Genomic DNA, 17195 nt, shown 5'->3' with positions numbered 1-17195 from the left:
GGCTTCAACACATCGAAGGGTTCGAAGCGCAGCTGCATCGCTCGCTTGCCGAGCCGATCCTGCTCGGCGGGCCCCGCGCGATCGCGATCGTCAACGGCACGGTCGCGGCCGCTCTTGGCCTCGGCTTGCAACAATGGATCGCGGGCCTGGTCGTATGGGCGTTCGGACACACGCTCGCGGTGTTCGCCGCCAAGCGCGACCCCGACTTTGCGCCCGTGCTGACCCGCCATCTTCGCCAGAAGGGGCATTGGTCGTGCTAGCCCTGCGCGAATATCGCAACCGCGCCGACCGGCTCGCCGACCATCTGCCCTGGGCCGCTTTGGTCGCGCCGGGTGTCATCCTCAACAAGGACGGCAGCTTCCAGCGCACGGCCGCGTTTCGCGGTCCCGATCTCGAATCCGCAACCGAAGCGGAACTGATCTCGGCCTGCGCACGCGCCAATAACGTCCTGAAGCGCTTTGGCACCGGCTGGGCGCTGCACTTCGAGGCCGAACGGCGCGAGGCGCTTGGCTATCCGGCGAGCACCTTCCCGATGCCGCATCGTGGCTGGTCGATGAGGAGCGGCGTGCAGGATTCGAGGGCGCGGGGCGCATTTCGAAAGCCGCTATCACCTGACACTGACCTACATGCCGCCGGCCGATCAGGCCGACACGGCGGGTCGCGCTCGTCGAGCGGAACGACGATCGGCGCGGCCGCGACTGGCGGCAGGCGCTGGCCGCTTTCGTCGCCGAGACCGATCGTGCGCTCGATCTGCTGTCGGGCTTCATGCCCGATGTGCGGCCGCTCGATGATGCCGAAACGCTGACCTTCCTGCACGCCGCGATCTCGACGCACGCCCACGCCGTCTCCCCGCCGGAGACGCCGATGTATCTGGACGGGCTGCTGGCAGACACACCGCTGACCGGCGGCCTCGAACCGATGCTCGGTGACCGGCATCTGCGCACGCTGACCATTCTGGGGTTTCCGATCTCAGTCGCCCCGGCATCCTCGACGCGCTCAACCATCAGGACTTCGGCTATCGCTGGGTCACGCGATTCATTGCGCTCGACAAGACCGACGCGATCAAGGCGCTCACCAAGCTCCGCCGCCAATGGTTCAACAAGCGGAAGTCAGTCACCGCGCTGTTACGCGAGGTCATCTACAACCAGCCGGTTCAGCTGCTCGACAGCGACGCCGACAACAAGATGGTCGATGCCGATCTCGCGCTTCAGGAGCTCGGCGGCGATCATGTCGCATTCGGCTATCTCACGACGACGATCACCGTTGCCGACACCGACACAGCACGCGCTGACGAGAAGGTCCGCGCGGTCGAGCGGATCGTCAACGGGCTCGGGTTCACGACGATCCGCGAGACAATCAACGCAGTCGAAGCCTGGCTCGGCTCGCTGCCCGGGCATGTTTATGCCAACGTCCGCCAGCCGCTCGTCCACACGCTGAACCTCGCCCACTTGATGCCGCTGTCCTCGGTCTGGGCGGGGCCGACACGCAACGCACACCTCGACGGGCCATCGTTGCTCTACGCCGAAACCAGCGGTTCGACACCGTTCCGGCTCAGCACCCACGTCGGCGATGTAGGCCACATGCTGATCGTCGGCCCGACCGGTGCCGGCAAGTCGGTACTGCTCGCGCTCCTGGGCTTGCAGTTCCGTCGCTACCGGCATGCGCAGGTCTATGTCTTCGACAAAGGCTTCTCGGCGCGCGCCGCGGTATTGGCGATGGGCGGCGCGCACCATGCGCTCGGTCTCGGCAGCGAATATGATGCCGACGCGAAGAGACTCGCGTTTCAGCCACTGCGCCATATCGACCGCGGTGACGAGCGTGCCTGGGCGGCCGAATGGATTGCAGCCCTGCTCGCGCACGAACAGGTCGCCGTCACGCCGGACATCAAGGAGGCGCTCTGGTCGGCGCTGAACAGCCTCGCCACCGCGCCCGTCGAGGAGCGGACGCTGACGGGGCTGGCGCTGCTGTTGCAATCGGCGGCACAGCGCTCGGCGCTGTCGCCCTACACCCTCGAAGGGCCGTTCGGCCGGCTACTGGACGCGGCCGAAGACGATTTGGCGATCGCCGACGTGCAGTGTTTCGAGACCGAGGCGCTGATGGGCCAGGCCGGCGTCGTCGCGCCCGTCCTCACCTACCTGTTCCATCGCCTCGACGAGCGGTTCGACGGGCGGCCAACGCTGCTGATCCTCGACGAAGCCTGGATCTTCCTCGACCACCCGCTGTTCGCGGCGCGCATCAGGGAATGGCTGAAGACACTCAGAAAGAAGAACGTCGCGGTTGTGTTCGCGACACAGTCGCTCGCAGACATTGCCGACAGTTCGATCGCCCCGGCGATCATCGAAAGCTGCCCCAGCGCATCCTGCTGCCCAACGACCGTGCGATCGAGCCGCAAAGCCGCGCCGCCTATGAGCGGTTCGGGCTGAACGACCGGCAGATCGAACTGGTCAGCAGAGCGACGCCGAAACGGCATTATTACCTGCAATCGGCCCGCGGCAACCGCCTGTTCGAGCTCGGGCTCGGACCGGTAGCGTTGGCGCTTTGCGGTGCTTCCGACCCGGCAACCCAGGCGCGCATCGACGCGATCCTCACCGAGTGCGGGGCAGACGATTTCGCCGCCCGGTTTTTGAGCGACGCCGGACTCGATTGGGCCGCCGGCCTGCTCGCCGATTTCCCCATTCCCCAAGCCCCCAAGAAGGAGAAATGTGATGCGTATCCATGTTCGAAAATACCTCGTCGCCTCGGCGCTCGGCCTCGGCGGCGCCGGCTCGCTCGTCATGGGTATCGTCATGACCGCGACGCCTGCGCATGCGCAGATCACGGTGTTCGATCCCGGCAACTATAGCCAGAACATCCTGACTGCGGCGCGCACGCTTCAGCAGATCAACAACCAGATCCAGTCGCTCCAGAACGAAGCGACCATGCTGCTCAATCAGGCGAAGAATCTGAGCCGGGTGAGCTTCCCGAACTCGATGCCCTGCGCCAGACGATGCAGCAGATCGACACGCTGATGGGCCAGGCGCAGGGCATCAATTTCCGCGTCGATGGGCTCGACCAGCAGTTCCGGGCGCTGTTCCCCAATGACTCAACTCGGCGTTGCGGGGCAACGCGCTGGTGATCGCGGCACGCAAACGCCTCGACACCGCGATGGCCGCCTACAGACAGACGATGGGCGTCCAATCCCAAGTGGTCGAAAACGTCGCGGCCGATGCGCGCTCGCTCGATGGCCTGGTCGCGCGCAGCCAAGGTGCCGAAGGTGCCTTGCAGGTCGGTCAGGCCACCAATCAGTTGCTCGCGCTGACCGCCAAGCAGCAGTTCCAGATCCAGAGCATGATGGCGGCGCAATACCGTGCCGAGACGATGGAAGCGGCGCGCCGCGCGCAGGAAGAGACCGACGCCCGCGCCGCGACCAAGCGGTTCCTCGGCACCGGCCAAGCCTACACGCCGCATTGAGCTGAGGCGGCGTCGGCCACCGCTCCCCGGCCGGCGCATCCTCGTCGCGGAGTCCCGCTGGGCCTGCCCCCACGGCCGCCGGGGCTCCGCGACATGATCAACCGAACCGAAAGCCGATGCCAAAGTGAACGATCTCAGCGTCATCGACCGCTTCATGCAGGCCTTCATCCGCTACATCGACAGCGGATCGGGCTGCTCGGCGGCGACGTCCATTTCCTGACCACGGTGCTGATCGGGATCGACATCACACTCGCCGGACTGTTCTGGGCGATGGGCGGCGAGGACAACGTCATCGGCCGCTTCATCAAGAAAATCCTCTACATCGGCGCGTTCGCGTTCATCATCGGCAGCTTCTCGACGCTTGCCGACATCATCTTTCGCTCGTTTGCCCAAGCTGGTCTGACCGCCGGGGGCGGTACGCTGACCGCCGACGATCTGCTCCGGCCTGGCCGGGTGGCGAGCACAGGGTTCACCGCCGCATGGCCGCTGCTCAACCAGATCGCCGATCTCACCGGGCCGGTCGCCTTCTTCACCAACTTCATGGCGATCATGGTGCTGCTGCTCGCCTGGGCGATCGTCATCCTCGCCTTTTCGTGCTGGCAATCCAGATGTTCGTCACGATCGTCGAGTTCAAGCTGACGACGCTCGCCGGCTTCGTCCTCGTGCCGTTCGCGCTGTGGGGCCGCACCAGCTTCCTCGCCGAACGCGTGCTCGGCAATGTCGTCTCGTCGGGTATCAAGGTCATGGTGCTCGCGGTCATCGTCGGCATCGGCTCCAACTTCTTCGCCGAATTCACCGCGTCGATGCAGGGGCAGGAACCCGATCTCGGCGCAGCGATGAGCCTCGCGCTTGGCGCGCTGACCCTGTTCGGCCTCGGCATCTTCGGCCCCGGCATCGCCTCGGGCCTGGTGTCGGGTGCGCCGCAACTCGGTGCTGGCGCGGCGGTCGGCACCGTGGCCGGTGCGGCCGGCGTGGCCGCGCTCGCTGGTGGCGCGGCGGTTGGTACTGCGGGGTAGTCGGCGGCGCGGCGCTCGGCGCCGTCCGCGCCGGCACGGCAATGGGATCGGCCGCGTCGACCGCGGCGCAACTCGGTCGCGAAGCCGGTGGATCGAGCATCGGTGGCATGGCCGCCGCCGCCAAGGAGCCGCCGCGCAGAAGATGAGCGGGTCATTGGGGCTGGGCGCGGCCGCCGAGCGCGGTCGCAACGCGGCGTTCACCGCCATGACTGGGGCGGGTCGATCGTCCGCCAGCGCCGCTGCGGGCGAAGGCGGTAGCGACGCCGCTCCGGCCTGGGCGCGCAATCTCCGTGCCGAGCAGTCCGCCCGTCATCGGCGTCAGATTGCCATTCATTCGCTGAAGGAAGGCGACCGCGGCGGCCTCCGCGACCCCGACATCAAGGAAAAGGAGTAGAACCATGCGATTCAGGCGCGCTGTGCAGCGCTACGGGCGGACGCCCGAACCGGAGACGCCCTACCAGCGAGCCGGCCAACTCTGGGACGACCGGATCGGCTCGGCGCGTGTGCAGGCACGCAACTGGCGACTGATGGCGTTCGGCGGCCTGTTCCTCACCACCGGCTTGTCGTCCGCGTTGGTCTGGCAATCGATGCAGAGCCGGGTCGTGCCCTATGTCGTCGCGGTCGATCGGCTCGGTGAGCCACAGGCCATTGCGCCGGCGGTCAAGGACTATCAGCCGACCGACCCGCAGATCGCGTGGTTTCTCGGCCGGTTCGTCACTGACATTCGTGGGCGATCGCTCGACGCCGTGCTGATGCGCGAAAACTGGCTTCAGGCCTATGATTTCGTGACGACCCGCGGAAGCATTTTCCTCGGCGACTATGCGCGTGCGTCGAACCCGTTCGGCGATGTCGGGGACAAGACCGTGTCGGTGCAGGTCACGAGCGTCGTGCGCGCGTCCGACACTTCGTTTCAGGTCAAATGGACCGAGAGCGCGTTCGAGCGGGGCAGTCTGGCTGGCACCTCGCGCTGGACGGCGATCCTGACCGTGGTCGTCAAGCCGCCGAAGAACGCGGACACGCTGCGCAAGAATCCTCTCGGCCTTTACATCGACGCCATCGACTGGAGCCGCGAACTCGAGGCGGCGCCAACGCTCGCGGCGTCTGCATCTCCCACGCCGCCCCCATCGACCCTGCCGCTCGGCTCGCCGCTCGACCCCAGTCTTGGCGAGCCCGCGCAACCTCAACCGGAGATACGTCCATGAAATACGCCCTTCTGACGCTGGCCGGGATTGCAGGCGCGTCTTCGGTACAAGCCCAGACCGCGCCGACGACGCCCCAGCCAATCGTCGCGCCCGCGATCCCGCAAGCAAGTCCGTCGCCGCCCATCACTGTGTCGCCGACGCCCGTGGCTCCGGTCGCTCGATCGGCGAGGCGGCTTTCGCCGCCGTCGCCAGCAGAACGCCGTGTGCGCACCGCCAATGTCCAGGCGACGCGGGAACCCGCCGCGCGCGCCTTCGTCAATGCGATCCAGATTTATCCGTACAGCGACGGCGTGCTCTACCGGCTGTTTGCGGCACCCGAGCGCGTCACGGACATCGCGCTCCAGCCTGGCGAAGCAATCGTATCGGTCGCCGCCGGCGATACCGTCCGGTGGACCGTCGGCGATACGACCAGCGGCGGCGGCGAGGCGAAGCGCGTGCATATTCTCGTCAAGCCGTTCGCAGCCGGCCTATCCACCAACCTCATCATCACCACCGATCGCCGGACCTACCATCTTCAACTCGAAAGCACGGCCTCGACCGCAATGGCGGCCCTCTCGTGGACATATCCCCAGGACGAGCTGATCGCGATCCGCCGCGCCGCAGAGCAGGAGCGTGCAGCGATGCCCGTTGCTGGCGGGATAGCGGTCGACCAGCTCAACTTCGGCTATGCGATCACCGGCGATAATCCAGCATGGCGTCCCGTTCGCGCGTTCGACGACGGTCGCCAGACCTACATCGAATTTAGCCCGAGCATCGCGGTCGGTGAAGCGCCGCCGCTGTTCGTGTTGGGTGCCAACGGCGAAGCCCAGCTCGTCAACTACCGTGTCGCCGGGCGTTTCTACGTCGTCGATCGCCTGTTCGACGCCGCCGAACTGCGCTTGGGGCAGAAGAAGCAAGCCATCGTCAGGATCGTTCGCGGCAATGATCGCCGTCAAGCCAAACGGAGGGCGTCGTGACCGAACCCGTCTCGGAAGCGCCAACACCGGCCAAGGCCGATCCCGAAACCCTCGTGCTGCGCGGCACACCGAGCCGCGTGGTCAAATTTCGGCGCGGCGCGATCATCGCCATCGCCGCGCTCGGCTCGACCGCGATGGTCGGTGCGGCATGGGTCGCACTGAAACCAGCGACGTTCCGCATGGTGTCCGGCGGCGACGATCGAACGGACGTCAGCGTAAAGGCGCCAGCAGACGCATTGGCCAGTGCGCCGAAAAGCTATGGCGACGTCCCGCAGCTCGGCGCCCGCTACCCGGCGATCTCGGCAAGCCCATCCTCGATCGCCAGCGCACGTTGGGTATGGCGACGCCTCCTGCCAGCCCCGATCAGGCGGCACAGGCGGCCGAGGCCGAGCGCCAGCGCATCGCCGCGGAGCGCAAGTCGGCGCGCGAGTCCGGCGTGATGATGCAGCTATCCGGTGCGAACCGGCCGACGGCGATGCCCGCACCCGGCGTCGCGTCGGCGGCACCACCCGAGAATGAGACGGCCACAGCCGCCAAGTTGGCGCTTGATCCGGATCGCGATCCGAACCGGCAACAGCGCAAAGCCGACTTCCTGGCGGGTAAGGGCGACACAAGCGATATAAATCCGCACGCTCTCGTCGCGCCCGCATCGCCATGGACGTTGAGCGCGGGCAGCGTCATCGCCGCCAGCCTGCTCACCGGGCTTAATTCCGATCTGCCCGGACTGGTGACGGCGCAAGTCACCGAGAATGCCTATGACAGCGTGACCGGGCGGATATTGCTGATCCCGCAGGGCGCACGGCTGATCGGCAGCTACGACAGCGTCGTTGCGTTCGGCCAGAAACGTGCTCTGGTCGTCTGGCAGCGGATCATCCTGCCGGATGGCTCGTCGGTCCGGATCGACAACGTGCCGGCGACCGACACCGCTGGCTATGCGGGCCTCTCGGACAAGGTCGATGTCCATACCTGGCAGCTTCTGAAAGGCGTAGTGCTATCGACCCTCCTCGGGGTCGGCACCCAGCTGAGCTTCGGCACCAACGAGAGCGACCTGGTCCGAGCGATCCGCGAATCCGCCCAGCAAAGCGGTTCGCGTGCTGGCGATCAGCTCGTCACGAAAAACCTCAACGTCCAGCCGACCATCCGGGTGCGGCCCGGCTGGCCGCTGCGCGTCGTCGTGCACAAGGACATTGTGCTTCGACCCTGGCAAGTAGCGGGAGGTAACGATGGCCGATCTCAAGCTCGGCAAGCTGCCGGATCGCACGCCGGTGAAGCTGGCGATTGCGGTATCGCCCGATCTGCACCGTGCGCTTGCGGATTATGCTACGATCTACAACGAAGCCTATGGTCAATCCGAAGCACTCGCAGAATTGGTGCCGCACATGCTTGCCGCGTTTCTTGCGAGCGATCGGGGCTTTGCCAAAGCGCGCGAGGCCATCACGAGAAAAGCGCCATGAGCGATGGAATCGCCGACCGGCTGCTTCGGATGGCGGAGGTGAAGGGCCGCGTGGGCTTGGGCAAAACCAAGATCTATGCGCTCATCGCCGAGGGCGCTTCCCGAAGCCGCACCGGGTCGGCGCAAAAGCCGTGCGATGGAGCGAGCGGGACATCGCGCAGTGGGTGGCAGGCATCACCCGCGTCGATTAAGCTGCTTTGGCGGCCCGACGGACCAACTTCGCGACCTTCGGTTTTGGTGCCTTACGCGAGCCGGTAACATAGGCTTCCCAGTCGTTCATCAACACCCGCCGCTTGAGCAGTGCGTCGCCGCGGCGATAGGCGCGCGAAGTTTCGTCACCGACCTGGTGCGCCAACGCATGCTCGACGATCGTCTCGGGGTGATTGGTCAACTCTCCCATATAGTCGCGGAATGAGCTGCGCATGCCATGCACGGTCAGGTGACCGAGCTTCATGCGCCGCAGCACCATCGTCATCGCCATGTTCGACAGCGGGCGGCCGCATTTCTGTCCCTCAAAACGTATGCGTCCGGCGGGCAGTTGGAGTTCGCCGCAATCGCGCGCAGCAGTTCGACCGCCGCGTTCGGCAACGGAACGCGATGCTCGATATTCATTTTCATCCTGTCTTTGGGGATGGTCCAAAGCGCACTGTCTGTCTTTGGGGATGGTCCAAAGCGCACTGTCCAGATCGAACTCGGACCAAGTCGCACCCAAGGTTTCATTGGTCCGGGTGGCGCAAAGGATCGTCAGCTCCAACGCCCGCGCAGCCAATGCCGGGCGCTCGCGCAGCCGCAGCCAGAAATCGGGAATGTCCTCGAACGGCATCGCTGCGTGGTGCTTCACATCCTTCTTCGACGGCCGACGCGGCAGGAGATGGATGAGGTTGCCCCGCCAACGCGCCGGGTTCTCCCAGGGACTCAGGATGTGGTTCGAGGCCTTGGCGGCGTCGAGGATGTTTTCGATGCGCCCGCGCAGCCTGCTCGCCGTCTCCGGCGTCGACCGCCAGATCGGCTTCAACACCGCAACCACGTTGTCGATGGTGATCTCGCCGACGGGCTTTTCAGTAGCGATGCCGCGTGCGTTTTGATCGTGTTACGCCATTGCTGACGGTGTTTCGGATTCTTCCAGCCTTCCTCGTGGGTATCGATATAGTCATCGGCAAAGGCACCGAAGAGGAGCGGCCCGGCCTTTTCGATTTCCGCCTGCCGCGCGGCTTCGGCGGCGGCCAGCTCATCCGCGTTGCGCTTCTCGAGAGGGTCGATCCCGTCGAGGAGAAGCTGTCTGGCATCCGCCGCCATATTCCGGGCTCTCACGAGACTGACGTCGGCCGTGCTGCCGAGACCCATTTCTCGACGCTTGCCGTTTCGGTCCCAGATGAAGATCCAGCGCTTCGATCCGTCCTTGGCGATCAACAGCGACAGGCCACCGCCGTCGCCATGTTTCCCAACCCGGCTTTCGGTTTCGACACGTCGAGCACTCAATTTGTGGATCGACCGCGACACGGTTTACTCCTTCGCCTGCTAACCCATCCAGCAACACCATTTGCAACACCATTTGAGTCGCGGATTTCAGCGATCCGGAGCGAACTGCAACGGCCTTATCATCCGCCACTCACGCCGAAAAAGCGTTGACTGACTGACACTTAGCTAGCAGAAAACGTAGATTCTTGAAAGGGTTGGAAAGCCGGAGTTCGAATCCCTCCCGCTCCGCCACTTTCCTGGTAAATCCAGTAACTTAGTCACGATGCGGCGGCGATGTCCGCCATAATGTCCGCCTTCAAAGTTGCCTTAGAAGTGGCGAACTAGGCTCTTGATCCACGCCATTGCGGTTTCGATCGTCCAGTTCGTTTGCTCCGGTGACAACGTGGGCATTGGTGATTGCCCCGGCCCATGTGCGAACGGGTTGCGAACGTCGCTGAACATCTTCGTCAGCATGTCGCCTTCCCAAACTTCGATGAAGCGGCAGGCGGTCTTGGAGATGGCAGCGACGTTTTCGGGGAGAGCGAGGCGGCGAAGGCAGCGAGGGCCATGTGCGGCTCAGCGTGCGCCTCAGCCTGGAAAACCACGCACGCTTCGCCCGGCTGTAAAGCCTATCGGTTGACGCGCATGTTCTGCGCGTAGCCTTTGGCGACCGCGTCGGCGATCAGGTCGAAGGCTTTCTCCGGCCAGAAGCGGCGCATGGTCACGGCGAGGCGCTCGCGCCCCTGCGCGACCAGAATGTCGCGCTTGCCGCGGGCGATGCCGTCCAGCATCTGGCGGACGGCCTGCGCGACCGGCATGCCGTGCTCGATCGCCTCGTCGCTGGTTCCGCGTGTGCTCCCGTTCGCCGTCAGGGCGTTGCGCGAGACATTGGTCTTGACCGAGCCGGGCGCCACCATGTGGACCTTGATGCCTTGTGCGGCGGTCTCGGCGCGGATGGCGTCGAAATAGCCGTAAAGACCATGCTTGGCCGCGCTGTAGCCGGAACGCATGGGCGCGCCGATCTTGCCGGCGACGCTGGCGATGGTGATGAAGCGGCCACCACCGCGCGCCACCATGCGCGGCAGCACAAGCTGCGAGAGCGCGATGGGCGCATAGAGATCGACCTCCAGCAGGGTGCGATACACGTCGAGGCTGGTCTCCAGCGCCAGCGAGCGCTGCGAGACGCCGGCATTGTTCACCAGCACGTCGATGCCGCCGGCGCGGTCCCAGGCGTCCGCGACGATGCCGGGCAGGGCCGGGTAGTCCGTCGTGTCGAACGGCAGGATCGTATGGCGATTGCCGCCGCCGCAAGCCGTCGCCACCCGCTCCAGCTCCGCGACCTTGCGGCCGGACAGGATCAGCCGCGCGCCCTGCCTGGCGAGCGCCAGACTCAGTGCCTCGCCGATGCCGGATGACGCGCCGGTCACCCATACGGTCTGATCCTTGAACATGCTCATCCTCTCCCCGAACCGTGCGGCCACTATCCCTGCGGTTTGCCCGGCGCTCAAGGCCGAAGCGCCTGAATTCTCATGATCCGGCCAAGGCCAATGGTCGCAACCCTTGCGCTCGTGCCCTACGCTGGTAAAGCGGGGGCACACATCCGGCATGCGCCGGCGCCAACCGTGAGACGAGTCCAGTGAGCGATATCGCGACCGAATATCTGCCGATCCTCATCTTCCTCGGCATCGCCATCGTGTTCTCGCTGGCGTTCGTCGCCCTGCCGATGATCGTCTCGACGCTGGGCGGCTTCCAGAAGCCGGACCCCGAGAAGCTGTCGGCCTATGAATGCGGGTTCGAGCCGTTCGAGGACAGCCGCGGCAAGTTCGACGTGCGTTTCTACCTGGTGTCGATCCTGTTCATCATCTTCGACCTGGAAGTCGCGTTCCTGTTTCCTGGGCGGTGAGCCTCGGCACGCTGGGCGCATTCGGCTGGGTCTCGATGATGGTGTTCCTCGGCGTGCTGACGGTCGGGTTTATCTACGAATGGAAGAAGGGCGCGCTGGATTGGGAATGATCGCGCGCGCAGGAGACGGACAATGGCCACAGAACAGGCTCTGAGCGTCAGGCAGGCGGCAGCGACCGCAGCGGCCGACGACGCCTTCTTCAAGGACCTGAACAGCGAACTGGCGGACAAGGGCTTTCTGGTCACCACCGCCGAGGACCTGATCACGGGCGCGCACCGGCTCGCTCTGGTGGATGACCTTCGGCCTGGCCTGCTGCGCCGTCGAGATGATGCACACCTCGATGCCGCGCTACGATGTCGAACGCTTCGGCTTTGCGCCGCGCGCCAGCCCGCGCCAGTCCGACGTGATGATCGTGGCCGGCACGCTGACCAACAAGATGGCGCCGGCCATGCGCAAGGTCTACGACCAGATGCCGGAGCCGCGCTACGTGATCTCGATGGGCAGCTGCGCCAACGGCGGCGGCTACTATCACTACAGCTACTCGGTGGTGCGCGGCTGCGACCGCGTCGTGCCGGTCGATATCTACGTGCCCGGCTGCCCGCCGACCGCAGAAGCGCTGCTGTACGGCATTCTGCTGCTGCAGAAGAAAATCCGCCGCGTCGGCACCATCATCCGATAGGATCGTACGCATGACTTCCTGGGCCCTGACTGCCGAAACCCTGGACGCGCTGGCCGAGACCGCCCGCGCGGCGCTGGGCGATGCCCTGCTGGAGACGACCGTGCACGCCGGCGAGCTGACGCTTGCGGTCCGTCGCGAGGCGATCCTGGCGTGCTCGCCACGTTGCGCGATCATGACGCGTTCCAGTGCCGCTCGCTGATGACGCTGTGCGGTGCCGATTACCCGGAGCGGGCCGAGCGCTTCGATGTGGTCTATCACCTGCTGAGCTACGCGAAGAATCTGCGGCTGCGCGTCAAGCTGACGACGGACGCCGACACGCCGGTGCCGAGCGCGGTGAGCGTCTTCCCGGCTGCCGGCTGGTACGAGCGCGAGACCTGGGACCTGTATGGCGTGATCTTCGACGGCCACCCGGACCTGCGGCGGATCCTCACGGATTACGGCTTCACCGGGCACCCGCTGCGCAAGGACTTCCCGCTGACCGGCTTCGTCGAGGTGCGCTATTCCGAAGAGCACAAGCGGGTGGTCTACGAGCCGGTCAAGCTGACGCAGGACTTCCGCTCGTTCGATTTCATGTCGCCGTGGGAGGGCGCGCAGTACGTCCTGCCGGGCGACGAAAAGGCACAAGGCGGCAAACCGGCATGACCGAGGATGTCTCCAGCCTGATCCTTGAGCACCTGCGCGCGATCCGCGGGGATATTGCAGACTTGAAACATCGCATGGACAGTATTGAGATCCGCATGCTGTCGCTTGAAGATCATATGCGCGGTCTGGTTTCTTCGGTGTTTGACCTGCAAAATCGTGTCGGCCGGATGGAGGTTGACCTGCGCCAGAGCAAACGCCGCCTTGACCTTGCGGATGTGGAGTAGACGATGGCGGACCGCGACCCCAATCTCGGCGAGACCCCCAAGGGCGAGATCGACATCCAGAACTATTCGATCAACTTCGGGCCGCAGCATCCGGCGGCGCACGGCGTGCTGCGCATGGTGCTGGAACTGGACGGCGAGGTGATCGAGCGGGTGGACCCGCATATCGGCCTGCTGCATCGCGGCACGGAAAAGCTGATCGAATACAAGACCTACCTGCAGGCGGTGCCCTATTTCGACCGGCTCGATTACGTCTCGCCCATGTGCCAGGAGCATGCGTTCGCGCTTGCGGTCGAGCGGCTGCTCGGCGTCGAGGTGCCGGAGCGCGGCCAGTATCTGCGGGTGCTGTGGTCGGAGATCACCCGCATCCTCAACCACCTGATGAACGTCTGCACCCACGCCATGGACGTGGGCGCGATGACGCCGATCCTCTGGGGCTTCGAGGAACGCGAGAAGCTCATGGTGTTCTACGAGCGGGTGTGCGGCGCGCGCCTGCATGCGGCCTATGTGCGCCCGGGCGGCGTCCACCAGGACATGCCGGAGAAGCTCGCCGCCGACATCATGGCCTGGACCGAGAGCTTCCCCAAGGTGCTCGACGACATGGCGACCCTGGTGCTCGGCAACCGCATCTTCAAGCAGCGCAATGTCGACATCGGGGTGATCTCGCGCGACGACGCGCTCGCCTGGGGCTTCGGGCGCGATGATCCGCGGCACCGGCATGCCGTGGGACCTGCGGCGCAGCCAGCCGTATGACGTTTACGACCGCATGGATTTCGACGTGGTGGTCGGCAAGAACTCCGACTGCTACGACCGCTTCGTCCTGCGCTTCGAAGAGATGCGCCAGTCGCTGAAGATCATCCGCCAGTGCATCACCGAAATGCCGACCGGGCCGGTGTCCTCGCTCGACCGCAAGGTGGTGCCGCCCAAGCGCGGCGAGATGAAGCGCTCGATGGAAGCGCTGATCCACCACTTCAAGCTCTACACCGAAGGCTACAAGGTGCCCGAAGGCGAGGTTTACGCGGCAGTCGAGGCACCGAAGGGCGAATTCGGCGTGTATCTGGTGTCGGACGGTTCGAACAAGCCGTACCGCTGCCACATCCGCGCGCCCGGCTTTGCGCACCTGCAGGCGATGGATTTCCTGTGCCGCGGCCACATGCTGGCCGATGCGCCGGCAGTGCTTGGCTCGCTCGACATCGTGTTCGGCGAGGTCGACCGGTGAGTGCGCCGTATCCGCGCTGCTGGACCCCGGCTTGCGCCGGGGTGACGAATTGCTCCGACTTGACAGACGCATAGGACGACCATGGCAGACCACGCTCCGCTGCGCCCGCAGACCACAGCGCCTTCAACGGCTTCGCTTTCACGCCGGAGAACAAGGCGAAGGCGGACTGGCACATCGCCAAATACCCGGCGGGCCGCCAGCAGTCGGCGGTGATGCCGCTGCTCGACCTGGCGCAACGGCAGGTCGGCGCGCAGACCAACACGCAGGGCTGGCTGCCGGTGCCGGTGATCGAATATGTCGCCGACTATCTGGGCATGCCGTACATCCGCACCTACGAGGTCGCGAGCTTCTACACGATGTACAACCTTGCCCCGGTCGGGCGCTTCCACGTCCAGCTGTGCGGAACGACGCCGTGCTGGATCAAGGGTTCCGACGAAGTGCTGCGCGCCTGCAAGGACCTGGGGCTGGCAAAGGCGCGACGACGGCCGATGGCCTGTTCACGCTGACCGAAGTCGAGTGTCTGGGTGCCTGCGTGAACGCGCCGATGGTGCAGATCAACGACGATTTCTACGAGGACCTGACCTACGAGTCGACCAGGGCCATCCTGGAGGACTTGCAAGCCGGGCGGACGCCGAAGGTTGGCCCGCAGGTTGACCGGCAGTTCTCGGCGCCGCTTGGCGGGCCAACCACCCTGAAGGGAGCAGCATGATGCGAGCATTGCCATTGATGCGTTGCGGGTTTCGGCTGGTTGCCCTGTGTGCGGCCAAGCGGGTGGTGCTTGGCGGAGCGGCGCTCGCGGCAGGGGCGGCGCTCGCCTATGCAGCGCAGCGCCGACGCAAGGCGCCTAGCGAGGGTGCGCCTGCCCATGATGCGGTGGCTTGACCGGCTGCACTGGGCATGGTTCGGCGTCGTCGCGCTGGCTGCGTGGGTGGCGGTGAACCTGACGTGGGATTCGATGCAGGGACTGGCGCTGACGCGCGAAAGAACCCTGCAGCATATGGAATTGGGTCTGGTGCTGGGGCTGGCGTTCGCCTGGCTGCGTCGGCGCAAGGCCTTGAAGGATGCGGCGAGTGTGCCGCCTGAGAACGACAAGGCGGAATGAGAACGGACATGCTGGACGACAAGGACCGCATTTTCACGAACCTCTACGGCCTCCAGGACTGGGGATCGACGGGGCGATCGCGCGCGGAGACTGGAATGGCACCGCGGACCTGATCGCCAAGGGGCAGGACTGGATCGTCGAGGAGATGAAAGCGTCCGGCCTGCGCGGGCGCGGCGGCGCGGGCTTCCCGACCGGCGTCAAATGGTCGTTCATGCCCAAGCAGCCGAACCCTGAGCGGCCGAACACGCTGGTGATCAATGCCGACGAGTCCGAACCCGGTACCTGCAAGGACCGGGAGATCATGCGCCACGATCCGCACAAGCTGCTGGAAGGGGCGCTGATCGCCGGCTTCGCCATGCGCGCGACCCGGGCCTACATCTACATCCGCGGCGAATTCGTCCATGAAGCCCACCGCCTGCAGGCGGCGATCGACCAGGCCTACGCCAAGGGCAAGCTCGGCAAGAACGCCGCCGGTTCCGGCTACGACTTCGATGTGTATCTGCACCGAGGTGCGGGTGCTTACATCTGCGGCGAAGAGACCGCGCTGATCGAGAGCCTGGAGGGCAAGAAGGGCCAGCCGCGCCTCAAGCCGCCATTCCCGGCCGGGGTCGGCGTCTGGGGCTATCCGACCACGGTCAACAATGTCGAGTCGATTGCGGTGGCACCAACCATTCTGCGGCGCGGGGCGGGCTGGTTCAAGGGCTTCGGCGCTGAAAACAACGCCGGCACCAAGCTGTTCTGCATCTCCGGCCACGTGAACGCGCCGTGCACGGTGGAAGAGGCGATGTCGATCCCGTTCCGCGAACTGATCGAGAAGCACTGCGGCGGCATGCGCGGCGGCTGGGACAATCTGCAGGCGGTGATCCCCGGCGGCTCGTCGGTCGCGGCACTGCGGCCGGACCAGATTCTGGATGCGCCGATGGACTTCGATACCCTGCGCAACCTGCGCTCGGGGCTGGGTACCGCCGCGGTCATCGTCATGGACAAGTCGGTCGACATCATCCGGGCGATCGCGCGCATCAGCTATTTCTACAAGCATGAGAGCTGCGGCCAGTGCACGCCGTGCCGCGAGGGCACCGGCTGGATGTGGCGGCAGTTGACGCGCATCGCTGATGGCCGCGCGACCATGGAGGATGTGGATACCCTGCTCGATGTCGCCAACCAGGTGGAAGGGCATACCATCTGTGCGCTCGGCGACGCGGCGGCCTGGCCGGTGCAGGGCCTCATCCGCAACTTCCGTCCCGAGATCGAAGCGCGGCTGAAGAAAGTCACCATCGTGCGCGAGGCGGCGGAGTAGGGGATGCATTATCCGTCACCCCGGCGCAGGCCGGGGTCCACGGGTGAGGCCGGACTTGGTGGGTGGGGATGTTCTTGGCCATGGATGCCGGCCTTCGCCGGCATGACCGGGCTGGTGATCGATATTTTCCCCGTCACCCCGGCGCATGCCGGGGTCCATGCGGTGGGCAAGGCCTGCGGATGGCGATGCGGGTGAAGCCATGGATGCAGGCCTCCGCCGGCATGACGTGCGCGGGAGAAGGAAACAGTGTCTGGCTTCGTCTACATCATGACGAACAAGCCAAATGGCACTTTGTATATCGGCGTGACCAGCAATCTGGTGCGTCGTGTCTGGGAGCACAGGGAAGGCCTAGTCGACGGATTCACCAAGCGTTATGGGCTTAAGCAATTGGTATGGTATCAAGAGGTCGACCGGATCGACGATGCGATTGCACTTGAAAACGGATGAAAGAGTGGCCGAGACGGTTCAAGATCAATGCCATATTGTCAGCCAATCCGGAGTGGCGTGACCTGTGGAGCGATGTCGCGCAGTGACGGGAATGCCGATGCGGGTGAAGGCATGGATGCCGGCCTCCGCCGGCATGACGGGATATGTGTT

General features: G+C 65.3%; 14 protein-coding genes and 10 pseudogenes. 20 read left to right on the top strand and 4 right to left on the bottom strand.

Features of this window, described 5'->3' with window-relative positions:
* The first annotated feature begins 11 nt into the window (after window positions 1-11).
* From E6W36_RS01760 to E6W36_RS22745, 11 genes and pseudogenes are all read left to right on the top strand, one after another.
* Window positions 12-260, top strand: a complete 249-nt coding sequence (locus E6W36_RS01760; RefSeq protein ID WP_222874366.1) for a VirB3 family type IV secretion system protein — start codon at window positions 12-14, stop codon at window positions 258-260.
* Window positions 254-2689, top strand: a pseudogene (gene trbE / locus E6W36_RS01755) (conjugal transfer protein TrbE); the annotation flags it as partial. The gene E6W36_RS01760 and the pseudogene trbE, both read left to right, overlap by 7 nt.
* A gap of 16 nt (window positions 2690-2705) precedes the next feature.
* Window positions 2706-3008: a TrbJ/VirB5 family protein gene (locus tag E6W36_RS21450; RefSeq protein WP_342776922.1), complete on the top strand. Its 303-nt coding sequence runs from the start codon at window positions 2706-2708 to the stop codon at window positions 3006-3008.
* Window positions 2987-3115, top strand: coding sequence for a hypothetical protein (locus E6W36_RS21445; RefSeq protein WP_342776749.1), 129 nt, complete (start codon window positions 2987-2989; stop codon window positions 3113-3115). Before E6W36_RS21450 ends, E6W36_RS21445 begins: the two co-directional genes overlap by 22 nt.
* Entirely contained in the window at window positions 3112-3450 is a 339-nt protein-coding gene (locus E6W36_RS21440) for a TrbJ/VirB5 family protein (RefSeq protein WP_342776748.1), read from the top strand. Before E6W36_RS21445 ends, E6W36_RS21440 begins: the two co-directional genes overlap by 4 nt.
* A gap of 124 nt (window positions 3451-3574) precedes the next feature.
* Window positions 3575-4860: pseudogene (gene trbL, locus E6W36_RS01745) on the top strand (P-type conjugative transfer protein TrbL).
* A gap of 4 nt (window positions 4861-4864) precedes the next feature.
* Window positions 4865-5668: a conjugal transfer protein TrbF gene (trbF, locus tag E6W36_RS01740; protein ID WP_222873559.1), complete on the top strand. Its 804-nt coding sequence runs from the start codon at window positions 4865-4867 to the stop codon at window positions 5666-5668.
* Window positions 5665-6624: a P-type conjugative transfer protein TrbG gene (trbG, locus tag E6W36_RS01735; RefSeq protein ID WP_222873558.1), complete on the top strand. Its 960-nt coding sequence runs from the start codon at window positions 5665-5667 to the stop codon at window positions 6622-6624. The genes trbF and trbG overlap by 4 nt, the downstream gene beginning before the upstream one ends.
* Window positions 6621-7064 (top strand): hypothetical protein, encoded by a 444-nt coding sequence (locus E6W36_RS21435; RefSeq protein WP_342776747.1) that lies wholly within the window; start codon window positions 6621-6623, stop codon window positions 7062-7064. Before trbG ends, E6W36_RS21435 begins: the two co-directional genes overlap by 4 nt.
* A pseudogene (locus E6W36_RS21430) lies at window positions 6962-7759 on the top strand (TraB/TrbI/VirB10 family type IV secretion system protein); the annotation flags it as partial. The gene E6W36_RS21435 and the pseudogene E6W36_RS21430, both read left to right, overlap by 103 nt.
* A gap of 182 nt (window positions 7760-7941) precedes the next feature.
* The gene (locus E6W36_RS22745) at window positions 7942-8268 is read left to right on the top strand and encodes a helix-turn-helix transcriptional regulator (RefSeq protein WP_425459754.1); all 327 of its coding nucleotides are present in this window, start codon (window positions 7942-7944) and stop codon (window positions 8266-8268) included.
* Here the strand turns inward: E6W36_RS22745 and E6W36_RS01715 are convergent.
* From E6W36_RS01715 to E6W36_RS01705, 4 genes and pseudogenes are all read right to left on the bottom strand, one after another.
* Entirely contained in the window at window positions 8265-8900 is a 636-nt protein-coding gene (locus E6W36_RS01715; RefSeq protein WP_222873555.1) for a tyrosine-type recombinase/integrase, read from the bottom strand. The genes E6W36_RS22745 and E6W36_RS01715 overlap by 4 nt on opposite strands.
* Window positions 8901-9017: 117 nt before the next feature.
* A pseudogene (locus tag E6W36_RS22740) lies at window positions 9018-9095 on the bottom strand (hypothetical protein); the annotation flags it as partial.
* Window positions 9089-9577 (bottom strand): Arm DNA-binding domain-containing protein, encoded by a 489-nt coding sequence (locus tag E6W36_RS22735; RefSeq protein WP_222873554.1) that lies wholly within the window; start codon window positions 9575-9577, stop codon window positions 9089-9091. The gene E6W36_RS22735 and the pseudogene E6W36_RS22740, both read right to left, overlap by 7 nt.
* A gap of 587 nt (window positions 9578-10164) precedes the next feature.
* Complete coding sequence (locus tag E6W36_RS01705; protein WP_246047968.1) at window positions 10165-10986, bottom strand: SDR family NAD(P)-dependent oxidoreductase; 822 nt, start codon at window positions 10984-10986, stop codon at window positions 10165-10167.
* 185 nt (window positions 10987-11171) lie between these two features.
* Here E6W36_RS01705 and E6W36_RS01700 point away from each other — a divergent pair.
* From E6W36_RS01700 to E6W36_RS01660, 9 genes and pseudogenes are all read left to right on the top strand, one after another.
* Window positions 11172-11548 (top strand): annotated as a pseudogene (locus E6W36_RS01700) (NADH-quinone oxidoreductase subunit A).
* Window positions 11549-11570: 22 nt separating this feature from the next.
* Window positions 11571-12117: pseudogene (locus tag E6W36_RS01695) on the top strand (NuoB/complex I 20 kDa subunit family protein).
* Window positions 12118-12127: 10 nt separating this feature from the next.
* A pseudogene (locus E6W36_RS01690) lies at window positions 12128-12738 on the top strand (NADH-quinone oxidoreductase subunit C); the annotation flags it as partial.
* A 17-nt stretch (window positions 12739-12755) separates the two neighbouring features.
* Window positions 12756-12983 (top strand): hypothetical protein, encoded by a 228-nt coding sequence (locus E6W36_RS01685; RefSeq protein WP_222873551.1) that lies wholly within the window; start codon window positions 12756-12758, stop codon window positions 12981-12983.
* Between the two features lie 3 nt (window positions 12984-12986).
* Window positions 12987-14199: pseudogene (locus tag E6W36_RS01680) on the top strand (NADH-quinone oxidoreductase subunit D).
* Window positions 14200-14280: 81 nt separating this feature from the next.
* Window positions 14281-14908: pseudogene (gene nuoE / locus E6W36_RS01675) on the top strand (NADH-quinone oxidoreductase subunit NuoE).
* Window positions 14909-15064: 156 nt separating this feature from the next.
* The gene (locus tag E6W36_RS01670; RefSeq protein WP_222873550.1) at window positions 15065-15301 is read left to right on the top strand and encodes a hypothetical protein; all 237 of its coding nucleotides are present in this window, start codon (window positions 15065-15067) and stop codon (window positions 15299-15301) included.
* An 8-nt stretch (window positions 15302-15309) separates the two neighbouring features.
* Window positions 15310-16598: pseudogene (gene nuoF, locus E6W36_RS01665) on the top strand (NADH-quinone oxidoreductase subunit NuoF).
* Window positions 16599-16844: 246 nt separating this feature from the next.
* A complete protein-coding gene (locus E6W36_RS01660) occupies window positions 16845-17045 on the top strand; it encodes a GIY-YIG nuclease family protein (protein ID WP_342776746.1) in 201 nt (66 codons plus the stop codon).
* Window positions 17046-17195: the final 150 nt, after the last annotated feature.

Origin of the sequence: Hankyongella ginsenosidimutans (genome assembly GCF_005144965.1) — a bacterium.
GTDB lineage: Bacteria > Pseudomonadota > Alphaproteobacteria > Sphingomonadales > Sphingomonadaceae > Hankyongella > Hankyongella ginsenosidimutans.
The sequence above is the reverse complement of the archived record's forward strand: the minus strand, read 5'-3'. Positions and strand labels throughout refer to the sequence as shown.

Coding starts and splice junctions, on each gene's coding strand:
- E6W36_RS21445 (WP_342776749.1), top strand. CDS start 2,987: ATGCAGCAGATCGACACGCTGATGGGCCAGGCGCAGGGCATCAATTTC.
- E6W36_RS01715 (WP_222873555.1), bottom strand. CDS start 8,900: ATGCCGTTCGAGGACATTCCCGATTTCTGGCTGCGGCTGCGCGAGCGC.
- E6W36_RS01685 (WP_222873551.1), top strand. CDS start 12,756: ATGACCGAGGATGTCTCCAGCCTGATCCTTGAGCACCTGCGCGCGATC.
- E6W36_RS01705 (WP_246047968.1), bottom strand. CDS start 10,986: ATGTTCAAGGATCAGACCGTATGGGTGACCGGCGCGTCATCCGGCATC.
- trbG (WP_222873558.1), top strand. CDS start 5,665: ATGAAATACGCCCTTCTGACGCTGGCCGGGATTGCAGGCGCGTCTTCG.
- E6W36_RS21450 (WP_342776922.1), top strand. CDS start 2,706: ATGCGTATCCATGTTCGAAAATACCTCGTCGCCTCGGCGCTCGGCCTC.
- E6W36_RS01670 (WP_222873550.1), top strand. CDS start 15,065: ATGATGCGGTGGCTTGACCGGCTGCACTGGGCATGGTTCGGCGTCGTC.
- trbF (WP_222873559.1), top strand. CDS start 4,865: ATGCGATTCAGGCGCGCTGTGCAGCGCTACGGGCGGACGCCCGAACCG.
- E6W36_RS22745 (WP_425459754.1), top strand. CDS start 7,942: ATGCTACGATCTACAACGAAGCCTATGGTCAATCCGAAGCACTCGCAG.